This window comes from Rothia santali (genome assembly GCF_024199905.1).
GTDB lineage: Bacteria > Actinomycetota > Actinomycetes > Actinomycetales > Micrococcaceae > Rothia > Rothia santali.
Map to the genome: position 1 here is coordinate 16,633 of NZ_JANAFB010000008.1, position 17,707 is coordinate 34,339.

At 72.8% G+C, this 17,707-nt stretch carries 14 protein-coding genes and 3 tRNA genes; 8 read left to right on the forward strand and 9 right to left on the reverse strand.

Features of this window, described 5'->3' with window-relative positions; all coding sequences use genetic code 11:
- Nucleotides 1-6 precede the first annotated feature (6 nt).
- On the reverse strand, nucleotides 7-2,283 hold the full coding sequence (locus NBM05_RS04710; protein WP_254165483.1) for a carbon starvation CstA family protein: 2,277 nt from the start codon (nucleotides 2,281-2,283) through the stop codon (nucleotides 7-9).
- Nucleotides 2,284-2,476: 193 nt separating this feature from the next.
- Complete coding sequence (locus NBM05_RS04715) at nucleotides 2,477-3,529, reverse strand: NAD(P)H-quinone oxidoreductase (protein ID WP_254165484.1); 1,053 nt, start codon at nucleotides 3,527-3,529, stop codon at nucleotides 2,477-2,479.
- A 110-nt stretch (nucleotides 3,530-3,639) separates the two neighbouring features.
- On the opposite strand from NBM05_RS04715, the gene NBM05_RS04720 reads away from it, so the two are divergent.
- A tRNA-Ser gene (locus NBM05_RS04720) sits at nucleotides 3,640-3,727 on the forward strand.
- A gap of 157 nt (nucleotides 3,728-3,884) precedes the next feature.
- Here NBM05_RS04720 and NBM05_RS04725 read toward each other — a convergent pair.
- From NBM05_RS04725 to NBM05_RS04735, 3 genes are all read right to left on the reverse strand, one after another.
- Entirely contained in the window at nucleotides 3,885-4,604 is a 720-nt protein-coding gene (locus NBM05_RS04725; RefSeq protein WP_254165485.1) for a DUF3800 domain-containing protein, read from the reverse strand.
- A gap of 165 nt (nucleotides 4,605-4,769) precedes the next feature.
- Complete coding sequence (locus tag NBM05_RS04730) at nucleotides 4,770-5,270, reverse strand: NUDIX hydrolase (RefSeq protein ID WP_254165486.1); 501 nt, start codon at nucleotides 5,268-5,270, stop codon at nucleotides 4,770-4,772.
- On the reverse strand, nucleotides 5,267-7,255 hold the full coding sequence (locus NBM05_RS04735) for an FAD/NAD(P)-binding protein (RefSeq protein ID WP_254165488.1): 1,989 nt from the start codon (nucleotides 7,253-7,255) through the stop codon (nucleotides 5,267-5,269). The genes NBM05_RS04730 and NBM05_RS04735 overlap by 4 nt, the downstream gene beginning before the upstream one ends.
- 149 nt (nucleotides 7,256-7,404) lie before the next feature.
- On the opposite strand from NBM05_RS04735, the gene NBM05_RS04740 reads away from it, so the two are divergent.
- Nucleotides 7,405-7,496: transfer RNA gene (locus NBM05_RS04740), tRNA-Ser, on the forward strand.
- 232 nt (nucleotides 7,497-7,728) lie between these two features.
- Here NBM05_RS04740 and NBM05_RS04745 read toward each other — a convergent pair.
- The 3 genes from NBM05_RS04745 to upp form a co-directional block, all read right to left on the reverse strand.
- Nucleotides 7,729-8,262: a SixA phosphatase family protein gene (locus NBM05_RS04745; protein ID WP_254165490.1), complete on the reverse strand. Its 534-nt coding sequence runs from the start codon at nucleotides 8,260-8,262 to the stop codon at nucleotides 7,729-7,731.
- Between the two features lie 134 nt (nucleotides 8,263-8,396).
- Nucleotides 8,397-9,188: a winged helix-turn-helix domain-containing protein gene (locus NBM05_RS04750; protein ID WP_254165492.1), complete on the reverse strand. Its 792-nt coding sequence runs from the start codon at nucleotides 9,186-9,188 to the stop codon at nucleotides 8,397-8,399.
- A 703-nt stretch (nucleotides 9,189-9,891) separates the two neighbouring features.
- Nucleotides 9,892-10,530: a uracil phosphoribosyltransferase gene (gene upp, locus NBM05_RS04755; protein WP_254165494.1), complete on the reverse strand. Its 639-nt coding sequence runs from the start codon at nucleotides 10,528-10,530 to the stop codon at nucleotides 9,892-9,894.
- Nucleotides 10,531-10,594: 64 nt separating this feature from the next.
- On the opposite strand from upp, the gene tadA reads away from it, so the two are divergent.
- From tadA to NBM05_RS04780, 5 genes are all read left to right on the forward strand, one after another.
- On the forward strand, nucleotides 10,595-11,062 hold the full coding sequence (gene tadA, locus NBM05_RS04760; RefSeq protein ID WP_254165496.1) for a tRNA adenosine(34) deaminase TadA: 468 nt from the start codon (nucleotides 10,595-10,597) through the stop codon (nucleotides 11,060-11,062).
- A 235-nt stretch (nucleotides 11,063-11,297) separates the two neighbouring features.
- Nucleotides 11,298-12,221, forward strand: coding sequence for a P-loop NTPase family protein (locus tag NBM05_RS04765; RefSeq protein WP_254165498.1), 924 nt, complete (start codon nucleotides 11,298-11,300; stop codon nucleotides 12,219-12,221).
- Nucleotides 12,218-14,680, forward strand: coding sequence for a YhgE/Pip domain-containing protein (locus tag NBM05_RS04770; RefSeq protein WP_254165500.1), 2,463 nt, complete (start codon nucleotides 12,218-12,220; stop codon nucleotides 14,678-14,680). Before NBM05_RS04765 ends, NBM05_RS04770 begins: the two co-directional genes overlap by 4 nt.
- Complete coding sequence (locus tag NBM05_RS04775; protein WP_254165502.1) at nucleotides 14,681-15,472, forward strand: TetR/AcrR family transcriptional regulator; 792 nt, start codon at nucleotides 14,681-14,683, stop codon at nucleotides 15,470-15,472.
- A 253-nt stretch (nucleotides 15,473-15,725) separates the two neighbouring features.
- Nucleotides 15,726-15,813 (forward strand) — tRNA-Ser (locus tag NBM05_RS04780).
- A gap of 61 nt (nucleotides 15,814-15,874) precedes the next feature.
- Here NBM05_RS04780 and NBM05_RS04785 read toward each other — a convergent pair.
- Entirely contained in the window at nucleotides 15,875-16,975 is a 1,101-nt protein-coding gene (locus NBM05_RS04785; protein WP_254165504.1) for a PrpF domain-containing protein, read from the reverse strand.
- Between the two features lie 89 nt (nucleotides 16,976-17,064).
- Between NBM05_RS04785 and NBM05_RS04790 the strand changes: the two genes are divergently transcribed.
- Nucleotides 17,065-17,610: a GNAT family N-acetyltransferase gene (locus tag NBM05_RS04790; RefSeq protein ID WP_254165505.1), complete on the forward strand. Its 546-nt coding sequence runs from the start codon at nucleotides 17,065-17,067 to the stop codon at nucleotides 17,608-17,610.
- Nucleotides 17,611-17,707: the final 97 nt, after the last annotated feature.

Here is a 17,707-nt window from a genome sequence, read left to right on the forward strand (position 1 = left end):
CCGGGGTCAGTGGCCCGAGGAGCGGGTCCGTCCGGTCGCCGCGTCATAGGCCTCCCACCTCCGCTCCAGGTCTCGCTCGGCGGGCGTCGCGATCAGCCCGGCCGGGGCGTACAGGTGCGACTCCACGAAGGGGTCCTCGTGGTCGGAGACCTTCCTCCCCGCGACCGCGCGCGCCGCCTTGTACGCCGCGATCAGCACCACCACCAGGGTCAGGACCACGAACAGCACCGACAGGGACCCCTGCACCAGCGTGTTCCGCACGACCGCCTGGATCGCCTCGGGCGTCTGGGCGGTGCCGAAGCTCTGCGCCCCCGACTCCAGGGCCTCCCGGGCCTTGAAGTGGTTGGCCCAGTAGCCGATCACCGGGTCCGGGGAGAAGATCTTCTGCCAGGAACCAGTCACGGTCACCACGACGTCGAAGGCCAGGGGCAGAATGATGATCCACAGGTACCGCACGGCCCCGCGGTGCGCCGCGATTGCCAGGCACACGGCCAGCGCGATGGCGGCCAGCAGCTGGTTCGCGATGCCGAACAGCGGGAAGAACGTGTTGATCCCGCCGAGCGGGTCGGTGACCCCGAGCAGGAGGATGGACCCCCACCCGGCCACCATGACCGCCGTCGTGAGCCAGGCGCCCACCCGCCACGTGGGGTCCTTGAACCTCGGGATGAAGTTGCCCAGCGTGTCCTGGAGCATGAAGCGGGCGACGCGGGTGCCGGCGTCGACCGCGGTCAGGATGAACAGGGCCTCGAACATGATGGCGAAGTGGTACCAGAAGCTCATGAGGTCCAGCGCGGGCATCATCGAGTGCATGATGCCGGCCATGCCGACCGCGAGGGTCGGCGCGCCGCCGCTGCGGGAGACGATGGTCTGCTCGCCGACGGCGTGCGCGGTCGCGTCGAGCTGCTCGGGGGTGAGGTTCACCCCGGTCAGGCCGAGGGAGTTGACGAAGGCGGCCGCCCCCTCGATGGTCCCCCCGGTGGCCCCCGCCCCGGCGTTCATCGCGAAGTAGATGCCGCGGTCCACGGTGATCGCCGCGACCAGGGCCATGATCGCCACGAAGGACTCCATGCACATGCCGCCGTAGCCGATGAACCGGGTCTGGCGCTCCTTCTCGAGCATCTTCGGCGTCGTGCCCGAGGCGATCAGGGCGTGGAAGCCGGAGAGCGCGCCGCAGGCGATGGTGACGAAGAGGAACGGGAAGAGGGAGCCGGCGAAGACGGGGCCGTCGTCGCGCGAGGCGAACTCGCTGAAGGCGGGCACGGAGATCTCCGGGCGGACGACGACGATGCCGACCGCGAGCAGGATGATCGTGCCGATCTTCATGAACGTGGACAGGTAGTCGCGCGGGGCGAGCAGCAGCCACACCGGCAGCACCGCGGCGACGAAGCCGTAGACGATCACGCACCAGGCGAGGGTCACCCGGTCCAGGGTGAGGTACTGGATGCCCCACTCGGAGTAGCCCACGTACCCGCCGGCGATGATCGCGGCCAGCAGGAGGACGAAGCCGATGACGGAGACCTCCATGACCTTGCCCGGCCGGATGTAGCGGAGGTAGACGCCCATGAACAGGGCGATCGGGATGGTCATCCCGACCGAGAACACGCCCCACGGCGACTCGCCCAGGGCGTTGACCACCACGAGCGCGAGAATCGCGGTGATGATGATCATGATGACCAGCGTCGCGACGATCGCGGCGTACCCGCCGACGACGCCGAGCTCGTCCTTGGCCATCTGGCCCAGCGAGCGGCCGCCACGGCGCATCGAGAAGAACAGGACGAGGTAGTCCTGCACGGCGCCGGCGAGGATCACGCCGACGATGATCCAGATGGTGCCCGGCAGGTACCCCATCTGGGCTGCCAGCACCGGGCCGACCAGGGGCCCCGCGCCGGCGATCGCGGCGAAGTGGTGCCCGTAGAGCACCCGCCGGTCGGTGGGCATGTAGTCCTTGCCGTCGGCCTTGTACTCCGCCGGGGTCGCGCGGCGGTCGTCGGGGCGGACGAGCTTGTTCTCGATGAACTTCGAGTAGAAGCGGTAGCCGATGAAGTAGCTGCAGACGGCGGCGAAGACGAACCAGATGCCGTTGACGGTCTCGCCGCGCACCAGCGCGACCATGACCCAGCTGATGCCGCCGAGGACCGCGATGGCGGCCCAGACCAGGATCTTGCGCCAGCTCCAGCGGCCGTGCTCGGCCTCCAGGACCTCGGGGTCCACGTGGTTGGGGGGTTCTTCGGGTGCGGGGCCGTCCGGCCCGCGCTGCTGTGCTTCGGACGCAGCAGTGCTCATGGTGAGCCTCCATTGCCTCAGGGATGCGGTGATGAGATACAGATCATCATGGCATATGAGATACCCCACGGTAGGGGTGCGCGGCCGGCGTCGTCCCCTGCCGCCGGCCCCGGGCCGGGGCGCCCGACGACGTCGCCCCGGCTTCCCGGCCGCCGGCCGCCCGCGCGCGCCGCCGGCACCGCGCCGCCCGGGCCTACAGCGTCAGCAGCACCTTGCCGCGGTGCTCCCCCGAGTCGAAGTACTCGTGGGCCGCGCGCACCTCGTCGAGCGGGAAGGTGCGGTCGACCAGCGGGTCCACCACCCCGTCCGCCACCAGGGGCCACACCGTGCGCGCCATCCCGGCCAGGATCTCCCCCTTCTCCTCCGCCGAGCGGGAGCGCAGCGTGGTCCCGGCGACCGCGGCCCGCTTGGCCATCAGCCGGGAGATGTCCAGCTCGCCGGTGTGCCCGCCCTGCACGGCGATGATGGCCAGCCGCCCCTCGGTGCCCAGCGCCTCGACGTTGGGCCCCAGGTACTTCCCGCCCACGACGTCGAGGATCGCCCGCACGCCCTCGCCGCCGGTCTCCTCGCGGACCACCTCGGGGAAGTCCTGCTCGCGGTAGTCGATGACCGTCAGGGCGCCGGGAGCGCGGCCCCCGCTCGCCGCGATCCGCTCGTCCTGGCGGCGGGCGAGGTCCTCGACCCAGCGGGCCTTCTCCGCCGTGCCGACCGTGGTGAACACCCGGTACCCGAGCGCCCGGCAGAGCTGCAGGGCGTGCGCCCCGATGCCGCCGGTGCCGCCGTGGACCAGGACCGCCTCGCCGTCGCGGCGCGGCCCCTCCGGATCCAGGCCGGCGACCATGAACAGGTTGGCCCACACGGTCGCGGCCACCTCGGGCAGCGCCGCGGCGTCGGCCAGCCCGACGCCCTCGGGCGCGGGGAGCACCTGGGCGTGGTGGACCGCGACCCGCTCGGCGTACCCGCCCCCGGCCAGGAGCGCGACGACGTCCTGTCCCGGCGCGAACGACGTCGTGCGCGCCGCCTGGTCCCCCACCTCCAGGACCGTCCCGGAGACCTCGAGCCCGTAGGTCGAGGGCGCGCCGGGAGGCGGCGGGTAGTGGCCCTTCCGCTGGACGGCGTCGGCCCGGTTCAGGCCCGCGGCCGCGACCCGGATGACGACGTCCTCCGGCCCGCACCGCGGATCGGGGATCTCGGTGACCTCCAGGACCTCGGGCGATCCGTGCTGCTGCTCCACGACGGCTCTCATGATCGGGGCGTCTCCCTTCCTTAGACAATCGGTTGCGGGGGCCGGTAAGCTGTCATTCTGCGCCGCCCCCTCCCCAGCCCATGCTAGGCGTGAGCGGAGGGTGCTGACGAGGAAGCTTGTCCGAGCGGCCGAAGGAGCCGGTCTTGAAAACCGGTGTGCGGCAACCCCGTACCATGGGTTCGAATCCCATAGCTTCCGCGTGATGAGACAGGCCCCCGGACCGCCGCGGTCCGGGGGGCTGTCGCGGTCCCAGGTCACCCTGTCGACGCCCCAGCCGGAGGTGGGTAGACTGGGATCACGACGAACCGGCTACCGGGGCGTTGTCTGCCAGGGACCCGCGAGGGTCCCTGAGCTTTTAAGGAGACCACTTGCGCTCGTGATGGATCGGGCCCAACTCGCGCAGGATGCTCCGGGCGGCCCGGCGCACCCTCGCATTCTCCCGGTGATGGGGCTCGTGCACCCGCCGATACATGTACACGACGAGGTCGGCGGCCTGGATCCCTCGGTCGCCCTCCGAGTCGATCCATTCGATGGGCTGTTCGATGAAGTCCAGTCTCCGCGGTGTGCCGACCGGAGCGCCGACGCGGGTGTAGCCTTCGATGGCCTCCCTGAAGTCCGCGTGCCTGCTGACCAGATCAGCCCGGACCGAGCATGCCCTCCGTCCGTCCCTCATAGTGAGTTCGTTGACCTGTTCGAGAATGCGGCGCAGCACGATCTCGTACGGCGGATCCGGGTACCTGTATCGTCGCCGAAGGCGCCCGACGTCCAGACCTTCGACGAGGATCCGTGCTCCGGAGGATCTGATGGCCCGCATGGCGTGACGGTAGAGGCTGACCGCCTCGTGGACTCGTCCCCGCATGCACTCCCACGGGGAGGCTCCGTGCATCAACCTGTGGGCGTGCCACTCGATGTCCGGGTCAACGCCGAATCTGAGCGCCGCGTGCGCCGCCACGTCGTCGAGCTCCCCCGTCAAGCGTGCTTGCTGCTCGGGAGTGACCACGACGCCGGCCATGTAATAGTGCTCCTGGTGGTAGCTCTCGTCGAGGTAGAGCCGAAGCAGGTCATCTTCTGGCATTTCCGTCCGGGGGGGGGCTGGCTGCAATTGGTTTGAGGCAAACCCTAGGCGACGAGCACGCGGGCGGGCAGAAGATCACCCCCCCTCGGGCTATACGGTGCGGTTGAGTCATGCGGCCGTGCTGGTGCCCGGTCGATCAGCCGTTCTTTAGGATGCCCAGGGCCATCAGCCTTGGCCCTTCCCGCACCCCATGACCCCCGACTCCGCGAGGTAGGCGTCCAGCCCGTCGGTGAGCGGCAGCTCCCGCAGCTCCTGGGCGCTCACCCAGCGGGCGTCGGCGGCGTCGTCCGCGGGCTGGAGCTCGCCGTCGACGACGCGGGCCTCGAAGTCGTGGATCTCGTACTCGCGGCCCGCCCCCGCCGGCACCCGCAGGCTCCACAGCTCCCGGCCCACGACGACGCGCAGCCCGGTCTCCTCCAGCACCTCCCGGGCCGCGGTCTCCCGCAGGGTCTCCCCCGGCTCGGACTTGCCGCCGGGGACCGACCACAGCCCCTTCCCGGGCTCGTGACCGCGCTGGACCAGCAGGATCCGGCCCGCGGCGTCGACGATCACGCCGCACGCGGAGGGGATGGTGGCCGGCTCGCCGGCCTGTGCATCCGCGGCGGGCCGGGAGGCGTCGGCGTCGGCGTCCGACTCGCCCGGCTCGCCCTGGTCCCGCCCGCTCACGCCCGGCCGCCCAGGACGTCCGCGACGACGTCGTCCGCGTTGAGCAGCGTCTGGGCGCCGTAGCGCAGGTCCGCGTCCGCCTGCGCCGCGATGGCCGTGCCCCACTGGGCGGAGGACAGCTGCAGGCCCAGCACGTACACGTGCCGGGCCGCCTCCCCGGTGGGCCCGATCAGCCGGTACGGGGACTCGGTCACCTCGAAGCCGCGGCCCGGGGCCGGCGCCGCCGAGTCGCCCAGGGACAGCTGCCACGGGCGGGCGTACCCGTCCTCGAACAGGCGGCGGATCAGGGGCGAGGTGCTGATCCGGACGTCGTTGGCCGGGGCCAGGGCCTCCACGAGGGAGTCCGCGTGGACCGGCTCGTCCCGGACCCACGGCGAGGAGGCGACGAAGGTCCCCTCCGTCTCGTCCGGCCCGAACACCGGGTCCGGCCCGAGGAAGCGCAGCACCCCGGCCCGGGCCAGCGCGGCCATCTGCTGGATCCGCAGCACCGGCGGCCCGGAGGCCAGCCCGTCGACGAGGCTCGCGAACGTCCGCTCCAGCCCCCGCATCCACGACTCGCCGCTGACCCCGTGGTCCTGCACCGCGTACTTGGCCAGGGCCCGCCCCTGGTTCAGGGAGCCGATCGCCATCTTCAGGGGGCTGTCCTCCCCCGCGAAGGAGGCCTCGACGTCGCGGTCCAGCAGGTGCACCACCGCCGCGGCGTACTCCTCGTGGGACTGGAAGCTCTGACCGCCGAAGGGCCGGGTCAGGCGCTCAGGGCGCAGGATCAGCTGCGGCTCGACCCGCTCCGTGGTCAGCCGCTCCAACCGCGTCCACCAGGAGACGTGGTCGGTGTCCTGCATGACGGCGTCGACCTCCCGCAGGAACTGCCGCGCGTCGCCGCTGACGACCTCGGGGGTCACCCGCACCAGCGTCTTGTAGTAGTTCCACTGGGCGTCACGGCGCATGAGCGGCCAGTACTCGGTCTCGAAGTCGATCGCGCGCCCCTCCTCCTCGGCCCGGGAGCGGATGCGGTCCACCAGCTCGCGGGTGAAGAAGCGGTTCTCCACCGAGGGCGGGTAGTAGGAGTCCAACACCGCCTTGGCCCGGTACGGGGTGCCGCGCCGGGAGGCGACCCAGATCTCCGGCTCGCGTCCGCTGGGGCGGTAGACCACGCGGTGGGGGCGCTCGGCGTCGGCCTCGAAGCTGCCGCCGCGCCCCTCGGTGAGCCGGGCCAGGACGTCGTGGAAGTTCAGGCCCATGCCGCGGACGAGCAGGCGCCGGCCCGCGGGCAGGTCGTCCCAGTGGACGTCGGCGGGGACGGCGGGGGGCCAGTAGCCGAGGTTCCAGGCGGCGGCGAACTCCATGAGGTCCCGCTGGTCGTCGTGCAGCGTGGCGTCGGTGTGGCCCAGCGCGAGCACCACGGCGTCGGCGGAGAGCACGACGCCGTCCCCCAGCTCCACGTGGTAACGGCGCGAGCTCTCCTCCTCCGCCGGTGAGACGCGGATGGCCTCCTGCGGGTGGTAGGTGACGTTCAGCGAGGCGGGCGCGCCGGTGCGGAGCCGGACGTAGACGTCGGAGAGGTAGGTCCCGTAGATCTTGCGGGACGGGAACCCGGATCCGGTGAGCGCCCCGAGCTCCTCCCGGTCCTCGTCGGAGAGGCCGACGAGGGAGCTCGCGGGGTCCGCGGCGACCTCGGCGCGCCAGCGGTCGAAGGAGAGGTCGCGCAGCGCGGGGATCGGCGGCGGGAAGCCGGACCCGGCGGGGACCGTGGCCAGGGTGGCGTCGGTGGGGACCGCGGTCGGAAAGAAGCTCGGCGTGTTCATCAGGAAGTGGCGCGACTGGTCGGTCCGCCACACGTGGCCCGGCCCGGGCGGGAAGGGGTCGACGACGTGCGCGTCCACCCCGCGCCCCGGCTCGGCCGCCGCGTGCGCGGCCAGCCGCTCCAGGACCGAGAGCCCGCGCGGCCCGCCCCCGATGATCACGATGTGCTGCGTTCTACCCATGCCTCTCAGGGTAGCCGGGCGGCGTCGGGCCCCGACGCCGGATGCCCGACGCGTCACGCGCGCCGCGGCTTTTGACCGCGCGGAGTGTTCCCCGATAAGCTGTGAGGGTTGTTTCGGTAGACGGCCTCGCCGCCCGCCGATGTCAGCATGGAGACGTGCCAGAGCGGCCGAATGGACTTCACTGCTAATGAAGGGTCGGGCTAAAACTCGACCGGGGGTTCAAATCCCCCCGTCTCCGCCATGCGACCCGGGTCGCGCCGACTGATCTGCTCAGGAGGTGCGGCTCGGGTTTCTTCATGTCAGAGGGGCTTCTCGGCTCCGGTCGAGCCTTCGGGGCCTCCGCTCCGGTCGAGGCGGCGATTTCCCTCGCTCTGGCCGGGCCGGCCGGCCCCCTCGCTCCGGCCGATCCGGCGGGTCCCCTCGCACCGGCCGGCCGCGGCCCCGTCCCTGCGCTGCGCGGCTCCGCGCGGCCCCTACGGCGCGACGAAGGCCCGCAGCACGGCGTCGGCCTGGTCCAGCGCGGCCCAGGGCGTGGCCGTGGTCAGGACGGCGAGGCCGCCCGGGGGGAATCCGGAGGAGGCGTCCATGACGGCGTCGTAGTCGGAGTCCCGGGAGGCGAGCCGCATCGCGACCTCCTGGACCGCCGGGTAGTGGGCGATGAGCAGGAGCGACCGGACGGACTCGGGCACCCGGGCGATGGCCCGCATCAGCTCCCGGGGAGGGGCGTTGTAGAGGCGCTCCTCGAGGCTGGCCGTGGGCGCCTTCTCCCCCAGGGCGTCGCAGACCCACGTGCAGGTCTGGCGCGTGCGGAGGGCGGCGGAGCAGACGATCATCTCGGGCGTCGCGCCGACCGAGGCCAGCCAGTGGCCCGCCCGCGGCGCCTGGGCGTGGCCGCGCTCGGTCAGGGGGCGGTCGAAGTCGCTCGTGCCCCACGGGGCGTCCGCCTCCGCGTGGCGCATGATGACGAGGGTCCTGTCCTGCGAGCGCGGATCGATCAAGAGACTCATGATTCCCAGCTTACGGAATCCGCAGATGGGGAGCCCGTCCGGACGACCGGGCACGAGGCGCGGTCGCCCGGACGGCTCGCCTCCGGGCGCGGTCGTCCGGACGGCTCACCTCCGGGCGCCGCGCCCGGACGGGATCAGATGGAGTACTCGGGGGCCGCCCAGATGACGACCTCGGGGTGCTCGTAGAACCGGTAGCCCTGGCCGCGCACGGTGCGCACGGTGTTGGACAGGCGCCCGAGCTTGGAGCGGAGGCGACGGATGTGCACGTCGATGGTCCGCTCGTTGGGCGTCTCCTCGGCGTCGCGCCACAGCGAGTCCAGCAGCTCCTCGCGGCCGACCGTGCGGGCGGCGTTCTCCACGAGGTAGTTCAGCAGCTCGAACTCCTTGTACGTGAGGTTGAGGACCTCGCCGTCCAGGAACACCTCCCGGCGGGAGAGGTCGATGAGCACGCCGGCCGGCTGCGAGGGCTTGACCTCGGCGGCCTGGGGGACGGCCGAGGTGTCCGGCACGTTCCGGGGAGCGGTCGGGTCGCCCAGGGCGTCGCGGACGACGTCGAGGTCGCTGCCCTCGGCGCCCGCGGGGGCGATGGCGACGGCGGCGTAGGAGTCGGCCTCGGGGGCCAGGCTCTGCGCGTAGGCGCGGATGTCCTGGACCAGGCGGACGAGCGAGGTGCCGTTCTGGGCCGCGACGTCCTCGTTGATCCCCACGTAGAGCACGAAGCCGCGGGCCTCGTTCTCGGCGGCCACGGCATGCAGCTGCGCCTGCGGCTCCTGGGCGGGGACCACCGGCGTCATGGCGCGCAGGGAGCGGTAGCTGGTGGGCTCGCCCACCGTGCCGCGCCCCGTGGGCGCGGCCGAGCGCATTCCTCGGGCGGCAGTGCTCCGGTTCCGCTGGGAAATATGCACGTATCCAGGTGCGCCTGACATCGGATCCCCGTCTCTTCTCGGTCGAACGTCGGTGCGGACCGGGGTCTCGTCACCGTTTTCAGCAGTTCCCGGCCTCTCGACTGATCGGCGCGGGACGAGCGGCGCGCCGACGCAACGATGTGGAGGCATTCCAAGGCGAGCGCACCGCTTTCGTTTAATAGTGACCGGTCGAACTCTGAGCCGCAAGTAACAAACGCCTCACCATCCCACGATGCGAGATCGCCGAGCGAATATGCACCGCGCCCGCCGGCGTCGTCGGGGCCCGAAATTCACACCAAAGTCGCTAGACAAGCGCGTCATTTCGCCTCTTTTGGCCGCTTCACGAAAGGTCACAAAGTCGTCACGGTTCTAGATCAACTCGTGAAGCCAATGTCAAATGCTCCCAGGAGCCATGTCGTGCGCCGCAACGGCTCGGGTCGACATGCATCGCGATTGCCGCGCGCTGGCGGCGGATGCGGCCGAATGACGCCGGGAGTTCACAATCTGACACAAAACGAACGGGCATCGGTCGAAATGAATGGACCGACGGCATTCACCCTGAGGAGGTTGTCATGCAGGGCGGCGACGACGAGTTCGCATCGCGAACGACCTTCACTCGGCCACTGAAACGAGCGGTTCAGGAGAGCCGCGGCGTCTGACCTCGGCGCGAGACCTGCCTGAAAATGAATGACGTGTGATTTACATCACTTATAATGATTCGGGATCACTCGGCGACGCCGTAGAGGCGGTCCCCGGCGTCCCCCAACCCCGGCACGATGTACGCCTTCTCGTCCAGCCGCTCGTCCCGCGCGGCCAGGAACAGGTCCACGTCCTCCATCCCGCGCACGCCCTGCTGCAGGGCCTCGATGCCCTCCGGAGCGGCGAGGATGCAGATGCAGGTGATGTGGTCCGCCCCGCGGGCCCGCAGGAACTTGATCGACTCGATGAGCGTCCCGCCGGTCGCGAGCATCGGGTCGAGCACGTAGACCTGGCGCCCCGTGAGGTCCTCGGGCAGGCGCTCCGCGTAGGTCACGATGTCGAGGGTCTCCTCGTTGCGGGCCATCCCCAGGAAGCCGACCTCCGCCGTCGGGATCAGGCGGGTCATCCCCTCCAGCATGCCGAGCCCGGCCCGGAGGATGGGGACCACGAGCGGACGGGGCCGCGCGATCTCGGAGCCCACGGCCTCGGCCACCGGCGTGCGGACCGTCTTGGGCTCGACGCGGATGTTCCGGGTCGCCTCGTAGGCCAGGAGCGTCACCAGCTCGTCGACCAGCTGACGGAACTGCGGGGACGCGGTGGTCCGGTCCCGCAGGACGGTGATCTTGTGGTCGACCAGGGGGTGCTCCAGAATCTTGACGCGCATGACTCACAACCTACCACCGCGGCGCACCGCGCACCCCGCCGGCCGGAGGGGTCAGAATGGAGGGATGAAGCAGCGCGATCACCGGCACGAGGCCTGGATGGGACTGGCCCTGGACGAGGCCCGCGAGGCCCTGGGCAGCGAGGACGTCCCGATCGGCGCCGTCGTCGTGGGGCCGGGCGGCGAGGTGCTGGGCCGGGGGCGCAACCGCCGGGAGGCCGACGCCGACCCCACCGGCCACGCCGAGGTGCTCGCGATCCGCGAGGCCGCCCGCCGCCTGGGCCGCTGGCGACTCGACGACTGCACGCTCGTGGTGACCCTGGAGCCCTGCGCGATGTGCGCCGGCGCCGTGGTGCTCGCCCGCATCCCGCGCCTGGTCATGGGCGCGTGGGACGAGAAGGCGGGCGCCGCCGGGTCCGTGTTCGACGTCGTGCGCGAGCGCCGCCTGAACCACTGGGTCGAGGTGTTCCCCGAGGTCCGCGAGGAGGAGTGCGGCGCCCTGCTGCTGGACTTCTTCCGAGCCCGCCGGGGGTGAGCGGGGCCCCGGGCGGGAATCGCCGCGGGTTGGAAGACGTCCGTGCGAGCGGCGTCGGCGTCGGGAAGACATCCGCGCGGACGGCGGCGCGGGCGGGCCTCGCCCCGGACGGCGGCGCCGCGGGCGATCCGTGCATCACATCGTCCCGATCTACTTGAACTGACCGGTCAGTCTAATTACGCTGAGTGGCGGGCCGATCCGCCCCCCCCTCCCCCACCGCCGTCAGGAGCCGACCGTGCTCGTCGCCGAGAACCTCCGCGCCGCGGGGCGCCGCACGCCCCTGGTGCCCGCCACCTCCCTGAGCGCCGCCCCGGGCGAGCTGCTGCTCGTCCGGGCCGAGGACCCGCTGACCCGAGCGGGCCTCGCGCTGCTGCTCACCGGGCGCATGCGGCCCACCGAGGGCCGCGTCCGGTGGGACGGGGACCCCTCGCGGAGGGCGCTGCGCCGACGCTCCGGCGTCGTGGACTCCCCCGTCGTCAACGCCATGGAGCGTCACCAGCGGGTGCGCGACCACGCCGCCGAGATGCTCTCCTACCTCCGCCCCTCGCCCCTGCGCCGGAGCAGCACCGTGGCCTGGCTCGAGGACCGCGGGCTCGGGGACCTGACGGACCTGCGGGAGGAGGAGCTCACCGGCGGGCAGCGCCTCCGCCTGGCCTGCGCGCTGGCGGGGGCCGACGCCGACGCCGAGCTGCTGGTCTTCGACACCCCCTCGCGGCACGCCGCGGACCCCGCCCGGGAGCCGGACGCGTGGCTCGCCCCGCTCCTGGAGCTGGCGCGGGACGAGGACCACCCGCGCGCGGTGGTCGCGGTGGTCCCCGTCCTCCCGGACGGATGGGACGGGCCGGTCGCGGAGGCCGGTCGCGCGGAGACCGACGGCCAGGAGGCGGACGGCGCCGCCGGCGGCACGGGGGACCGCGCCGCGTCGCCGGAGGCCGACGACGGGGAGGCGTCTCCCGAGGCGCTCCGCGAGTCCGAGGAGCCCGCCGGCCACGACCGGCCGGCCGACCCCGCCGGCCCGGCTGATGCAGCAGACGCCACCGCACCGGCCGACCCCCAGGACCCGGCCCATCGAGCAGACCGCGGCGACCCCGCCGACCGGATCTCCCCCGCCACCCCCACCCGAACCATCCCCCACGACCCGACGAGGAGAGCCCTATGACGTCCCTGCGGGTCGCCCTGACCGAACTCAAGCGCTTCTCCGGGGGCGTGCTGCCCAAGCTGGTGATGATCGCGCTGGCCTGCATCCCCCTCCTCTACGGCGGGATGTACCTGTACTCCAACTGGGACCCCTACGGGAACGTGGACCGCGTCAGCGGCGCCCTGGTGATGGAGGACGAGGGCGCCACCACCTCAGACGGCGAGCGCGTCGACACCGGCGCCTCGGTCGCGGACGAGCTCCGCTCCTCCGCCGACTTCGACTGGCAGGACGCCCCGACCCGCGACGACGCCGTCCGCGAGGTCTCCGCCGGCGACGTCGACTTCGCCCTCGTGATCCCCTCCGACTTCTCCGAGCGCCTGCTCTCCACCTCTCGCTTCGCCCCCGGCGCCGACGGGACCCCGGGCGAGGTGGACCCGCAGCAGGCGGGCCTCGAGGTCATCACCAACGATGCCAACAACTACCTGCTGACCAGCATCGTCACCCGCGCCGGCGCGACCGTCCGCGACTCGGTCTCCCAGCAGGTCGGCGAGGAGACGGCCGGCACCATGCTGGCCGAGTTCACCACGATCCACGGGCAGCTCTCCGACGCGACCGACGGCTCCCAGCAGGTCACCGACGGCGCGGTGGGCCTCTCCGACGCCGTCGACCGCCTCAAGGACGGCACCTCGTCCCTGGCCTCCGGCGCGACGCAGCTCGACGACGGCGCCCGCGCCCTCCTCGACGGGGAGGACCAGTTGGTGGACGGCAGCCGCAGCGCCCTCGACGGCGCGCAGCGGCTTGACGACGGCGCCCGCACCCTCTCCGACGGGGCCGCGACGCTCGCCGGCGGCACCTCCGCGCTCGCCCAGGGCGCCGACGAGCTGCACGGCGGGACCGGCGAGCTCTCCACCGGGGCCTCGCGGCTGGCCGAGGGCACGTCGTCGCTCTCCGACGGAGCGGGGCAGCTCTCCGACGGGGCCGCGGCCCTGGACGGGACCCTCGAGCAGTCGGGCCTGGGCACGCTCGCCGGGGACCTGGACGCGGTCTGCGCGGACCTCTCCCGAGCGAACGACGCCGAGCCCACCGGCCGCCTGGGGGCCGACGCCTCCCAGGCCGTGCTCTCCGAGGTCGGCGGCGTCGCGACCCAGCGCGTCCAGGCGCTGGTGAGCGACGGGACGCTGACCCAGGAGCAGGCCGACGCCCTGGTGGGCAGCCTGACCGACGACGACGCCCGCACCCGCCTCGCCGACGCCGCGACCTCAGGCCTCGACGACCTCGAGCAGACCCCGCTCGGCTCCGGCCTGCAGCGCTTCCGCGACTCGGGCTGCGCGACCGACGGGACCTCCCGGCTCGCCGGCCAGATCGACGGCCTGACCGGCGCCGTGTCCCAGCTCAGCGCGGGCGCCTCCGGGGTGGCCCAGGGCGCCCGCGACGCCGACGACGCCGCCCGGCAGCTGGCCGACGGCGCCGGCGCCCTGGACGGGAAGACCGGCGAGCTCGCCGACGGCGCCCGGCAGGTCGACCAGGGCGCCCAGGACCTCTCCACCGGCGCCTCCGACCTGTCCGGCGGCACCGGCGAGCTGGCCTCCGGGGCCCAGCAGCTCCTCGACGGCCAGGAGGGCGCCCGGGACGGGGCCCGGCAGCTGGCGGACGGCACGGGCGAGGCCGTGAGCGGCTCCTCCCAGCTGGACGAGGGGGCCGGGCAGCTGCGGGACGGCTCGGGCCAGCTGCGCGACGGATCGCAGCAGCTGACCGACGCGCTGCGCGACGGCGCCGGCCAGGTCCCCGACCTCGGCTCCTCGGACCGGGACGCGCTGTCCTCGGTGATGTCCGATCCGGTCTCCGACGAGCACGACTCGCTGGCCGGCGCCGGGACCTACGGCGAGGGCATGGGCCCGTTCTTCATGATCCTGGCCCTGTGGATCGGCCTCCTGATGGCCGGGCAGTTCCTGCGCGCGGGCAACTCCCGGGCGCTGGCCTCCAACGCCTCGAGCCTGCGGATCGCGCTCGGCGCGTGGGCGCCGTTCGCGCTGGTGGGCCTGGTGCAGGGCGTGTTGCTGTTCGCGGTGGTGAAGTTCGCCCTCGGGTTCGACATGGCGCACCCGTGGCTCGCGTTCTGGTTCCTGTGCTTCGTCTCGGTGGTGTTCAGCGCCATCTGCCAGGGCCTCATCGCCCTGCTGGACGCCCCCGGTAAACTCGTCGTACTGATCCTGCTGGTCCTGCAGCTGGTGACGGCCGGCGGCATGATGCCCTACCAGACCCTGCCCGCCCCACTCGCGTGGATGCACGACGTGCTGCCGATGTCCCACGCGCTCACCGGGTTCCGGAGACTGGCGTACGGCATCGACACGGCCGCGGTCTGGCCGACCGTGGCGCTGCTGGCCGGCTTCCTGCTGCTGGGCCTGGCGTTCGGCGTCCTGGGGGCGGTCAAGGACCGCACCTGGACCCTCAAGAGACTCGACCCGGAGGTGGAACTGTAGATGATGGCCGACCCAGCGCCCGACGACGACGCCGCCGGTGACGTCCGCGGCCCCGGGCACCGCGACGGACACCGCGGCGACGGGCACCGCGACGACGCCCGCCACGACACCCCCGTGCGCGACGCCGGCGGCTCGCCCTCCCCGCGCCGCCGGCCCGCCCGCTCCTCTCGGACCCAGCTGAAGCTCTTCGAGGCCGCGATGGTCATCATGAGCGAGAAGGGCCCGACGGCGACCACCGTGGACGAGGTCGCCGCCAAGGCGGGCGTGTCGAAGGGGACCGTCTACTACAACTTCGGCTCCAAGAAGTCGATGGTCGAGGGGCTGCTGAGCTACGGCATCGAGCTGGTCCTGGAGCACATCGCCGACGCCGGGGCTCAGGTCCCGGACCCCCGGGAGCGCCTGCTGCGCGGGACCATCGCCGCGCTGCGGTTCCTCGCGGACAACCCCGGCTTCGCCCGCCTCGCGGTCGCGGAGATCTGGCGGCCGGGGCACGAGGAGGGCGGCTCCGGGGCGCTGCTGCGCCAGCGCGCGGTCGTGATCGAGCGGATCACGGCGATGGTCGACGAGCTGGGCGAGTACTACGCCGTGGCGCCGCACCCGGACAACCGCTCGGTCGCCGTCGGCATCTTCGGGGCGACCTTCATGCTGGCCATGGACCGGGAGGTGCGGCAGAGCGAGCGCACCACCCAGCAGGCGGCGCGGACGGTGATGACGCTGGTGGACGGCTACATCCTGGGGCCCAAGGCGGAGGGGCGGGGGCTCGCGCCGGATCCGGGTGGGGCGCCGGTCTGAAGGGTGTGACCGGGGCGGATCAGGCAGGGGCCGGGCCGGTTCATGCGGGGCCCCGGCCGGGTCGAGCGGGAGCCGGGCCAGATGACGCTGGGTCCCGAGCCGGGTCATGCCGGGTCCGGACTGGATCAGGCGGGTCCTGGCCCGCGGGTGGGCCGGGACCCGTCTGCCTGGTCAGCCCGGGTTCGGCCCGCGGGACGGTCCGCTGCGGCCCGAGTTGAGCGCGTGGGGATGAGCCGGTACAGTATCTCAAGTTGGTGACGTGTCCGAGCGGCCGAAGGTGCAACACTCGAAATGTTGTGTACGGTAACCCCGTACCGAGGGTTCAAATCCCTCCGTCACCGCTCTTGAGGAAGGCCCCCGCCAGCCCGGTTGATCCGGGTGGGCGGGGGCTTTTCGCGTGCCCTAGACGGCCCCCGCCGCCTGGGTGGGAAGACACGCAGTTCCGGTGAGGATGATCCGGGCGGTCCGCGCCAGCCCCGCCGTCGCGAGCCCATCTTCGCCCCGGGTCTCCGCCGTGACGGTCACGGTGCCCTTCGGGTGACGGATCGTGACCTCGCCCGGCGCCGCGACGGGCAGGACGGCGTCGAGCACCGTGCCGCCCAGCGCCGCCGCGGAGCCCAGGGCCAGCGCCACGGTCACCGGCACCGCGTGGTGGAAGACCCCCATGGAGGTCACGCGCACGTCCAGGTCGGCGCCGCCGGTTCCGGGCGCCACGCAGGCGACCCGCGGCACTGCGGCGCTGCCCGCCACGCCCATGCGTTCCCCGGCCTCGCGGCGCAGGGCCTCGATCCGCGCCAGCAGCTCGGCGTCCGCGTTGAGCTCGGACGGGTGCAGGGCCGGGTCCACGCCGGCCTCCGCGGCGTCGAGGACCACCAGGGGGTTCGAGACGTCCACGAGGGTGGCCCGTACGCCCCCGCCCAGCTGCGAGACGCGGCCCTCCGGGAAGACCGAGCCCGTCTTCTCTCCGCCTGGCTCCAAGAACTTAAGATCCACGCGCGGGCCGGGGCCGCCGGCGCCGGACATCAGGTAGTCGCCGGTGCGCGGGAGCCTGCCGTCCTCGAGCGGGTGCTCCACGAGGAAGACCGCACCGGTGTTGGCGTTCCAGACCCGCGCCGAGACGCGCTCGCCCCCGCGCTCGAGCAGACCCGCGTCCAGGGCGTAGGCGCTCACCGCGGCGCTCAGGTTCCCGCAGTTGCCGTTCCAGTCCACCGAGGCGGAGGCGACCGCGGGCTGCGCGAAGACGGTGACCAGGTCGACGTCGGCCGGGCAGGCTTCTTGCCACGGAAGGCCCACGAGGTCCTCCGTCCGGCCCACGGCCATGACCTTGGAGTTCGACGACGCCCCGCCGCCCAGGCCGTCGACGGCCAGCGGGTCGGGGCCTCCGATCAGACCGATGCACAGGCGGTCGCGGGCCTGCGCATCGCGTGGCAGGTCGCTAATTCGCAGGAAGACTCCTCGACTGGTGCCGCCGCGGACCACGGACACGGGGATCTCGTATGTCATGCTGCCCATCCTCCCCCGATCGCGAGCCGACGGCCGGGAGGACGGGGCCGAATACCACGGGGCGGAGGGGCGTCGCTAGCCTGGGATTCATGAGCACCCCGTTCGCGCCGATCCGCACCCGCCGGCTCGTCCTGCGCCCGCACGTCGCCTCCGACGCCGGGTGGATGCAGCGCGTGTACTCCCGCGACGACGTCGCCCGCTATCTGCTCGACGAGCCCTGGACTCCCGAGACCGCCCGGGCCAAGAACGACGAGCGCATCCGGCGGACCGGGCTCGACGGGCCGGAGGGCGCGCTGAACCTGATGCTCGAGCACGAGGGCCGGCCCGTCGGGACCGTGTCCCTCTGGCTGACCGACCGGGAGTCCCGCCTGGCCGAGGCCGGCTGGGTGCTGGACCCGGACCACGGCGGCAGGGGGCTGGCGACGGAGGCCGTCGCGGCCGTCGTCGAGCTGGCCTTCGAGCGGTACGGCGTCCACCGGCTCGTTGCGCGGATGGACGCCCGGAACGCCGCCTCGGCGAGGCTCGCCCGGCGGGTCGGGATGTGGCAGGAGGCGCATCTGCGGCAGGACTGGTGGAACCGGGGCGAGTGGACGGACACCCTCGTGTTCGGCCTGCTGGAGGGCGACCGGGGCTGAGGCGGCGGCGCGCGGGCCCGGATGCTGCGGCGGGCCCGGGTCCCGGGACCTCAGGCCCCGGACCTAGGGTCCGGGGTCTCGGTCATGACCTGAACGC

Coding starts and splice junctions, on each gene's coding strand:
- NBM05_RS04710 (WP_254165483.1), bottom strand. CDS start 2,283: ATGAGCACTGCTGCGTCCGAAGCACAGCAGCGCGGGCCGGACGGCCCC.
- NBM05_RS04715 (WP_254165484.1), bottom strand. CDS start 3,529: ATGAGAGCCGTCGTGGAGCAGCAGCACGGATCGCCCGAGGTCCTGGAG.
- NBM05_RS04725 (WP_254165485.1), bottom strand. CDS start 4,604: ATGCCAGAAGATGACCTGCTTCGGCTCTACCTCGACGAGAGCTACCAC.
- NBM05_RS04735 (WP_254165488.1), bottom strand. CDS start 7,255: ATGGGTAGAACGCAGCACATCGTGATCATCGGGGGCGGGCCGCGCGGG.
- NBM05_RS04745 (WP_254165490.1), bottom strand. CDS start 8,262: ATGAGTCTCTTGATCGATCCGCGCTCGCAGGACAGGACCCTCGTCATC.
- NBM05_RS04750 (WP_254165492.1), bottom strand. CDS start 9,188: ATGTCAGGCGCACCTGGATACGTGCATATTTCCCAGCGGAACCGGAGC.
- upp (WP_254165494.1), bottom strand. CDS start 10,530: ATGCGCGTCAAGATTCTGGAGCACCCCCTGGTCGACCACAAGATCACC.
- tadA (WP_254165496.1), top strand. CDS start 10,595: ATGAAGCAGCGCGATCACCGGCACGAGGCCTGGATGGGACTGGCCCTG.
- NBM05_RS04770 (WP_254165500.1), top strand. CDS start 12,218: ATGACGTCCCTGCGGGTCGCCCTGACCGAACTCAAGCGCTTCTCCGGG.
- NBM05_RS04775 (WP_254165502.1), top strand. CDS start 14,681: ATGATGGCCGACCCAGCGCCCGACGACGACGCCGCCGGTGACGTCCGC.
- NBM05_RS04785 (WP_254165504.1), bottom strand. CDS start 16,975: ATGACATACGAGATCCCCGTGTCCGTGGTCCGCGGCGGCACCAGTCGA.
- NBM05_RS04790 (WP_254165505.1), top strand. CDS start 17,065: ATGAGCACCCCGTTCGCGCCGATCCGCACCCGCCGGCTCGTCCTGCGC.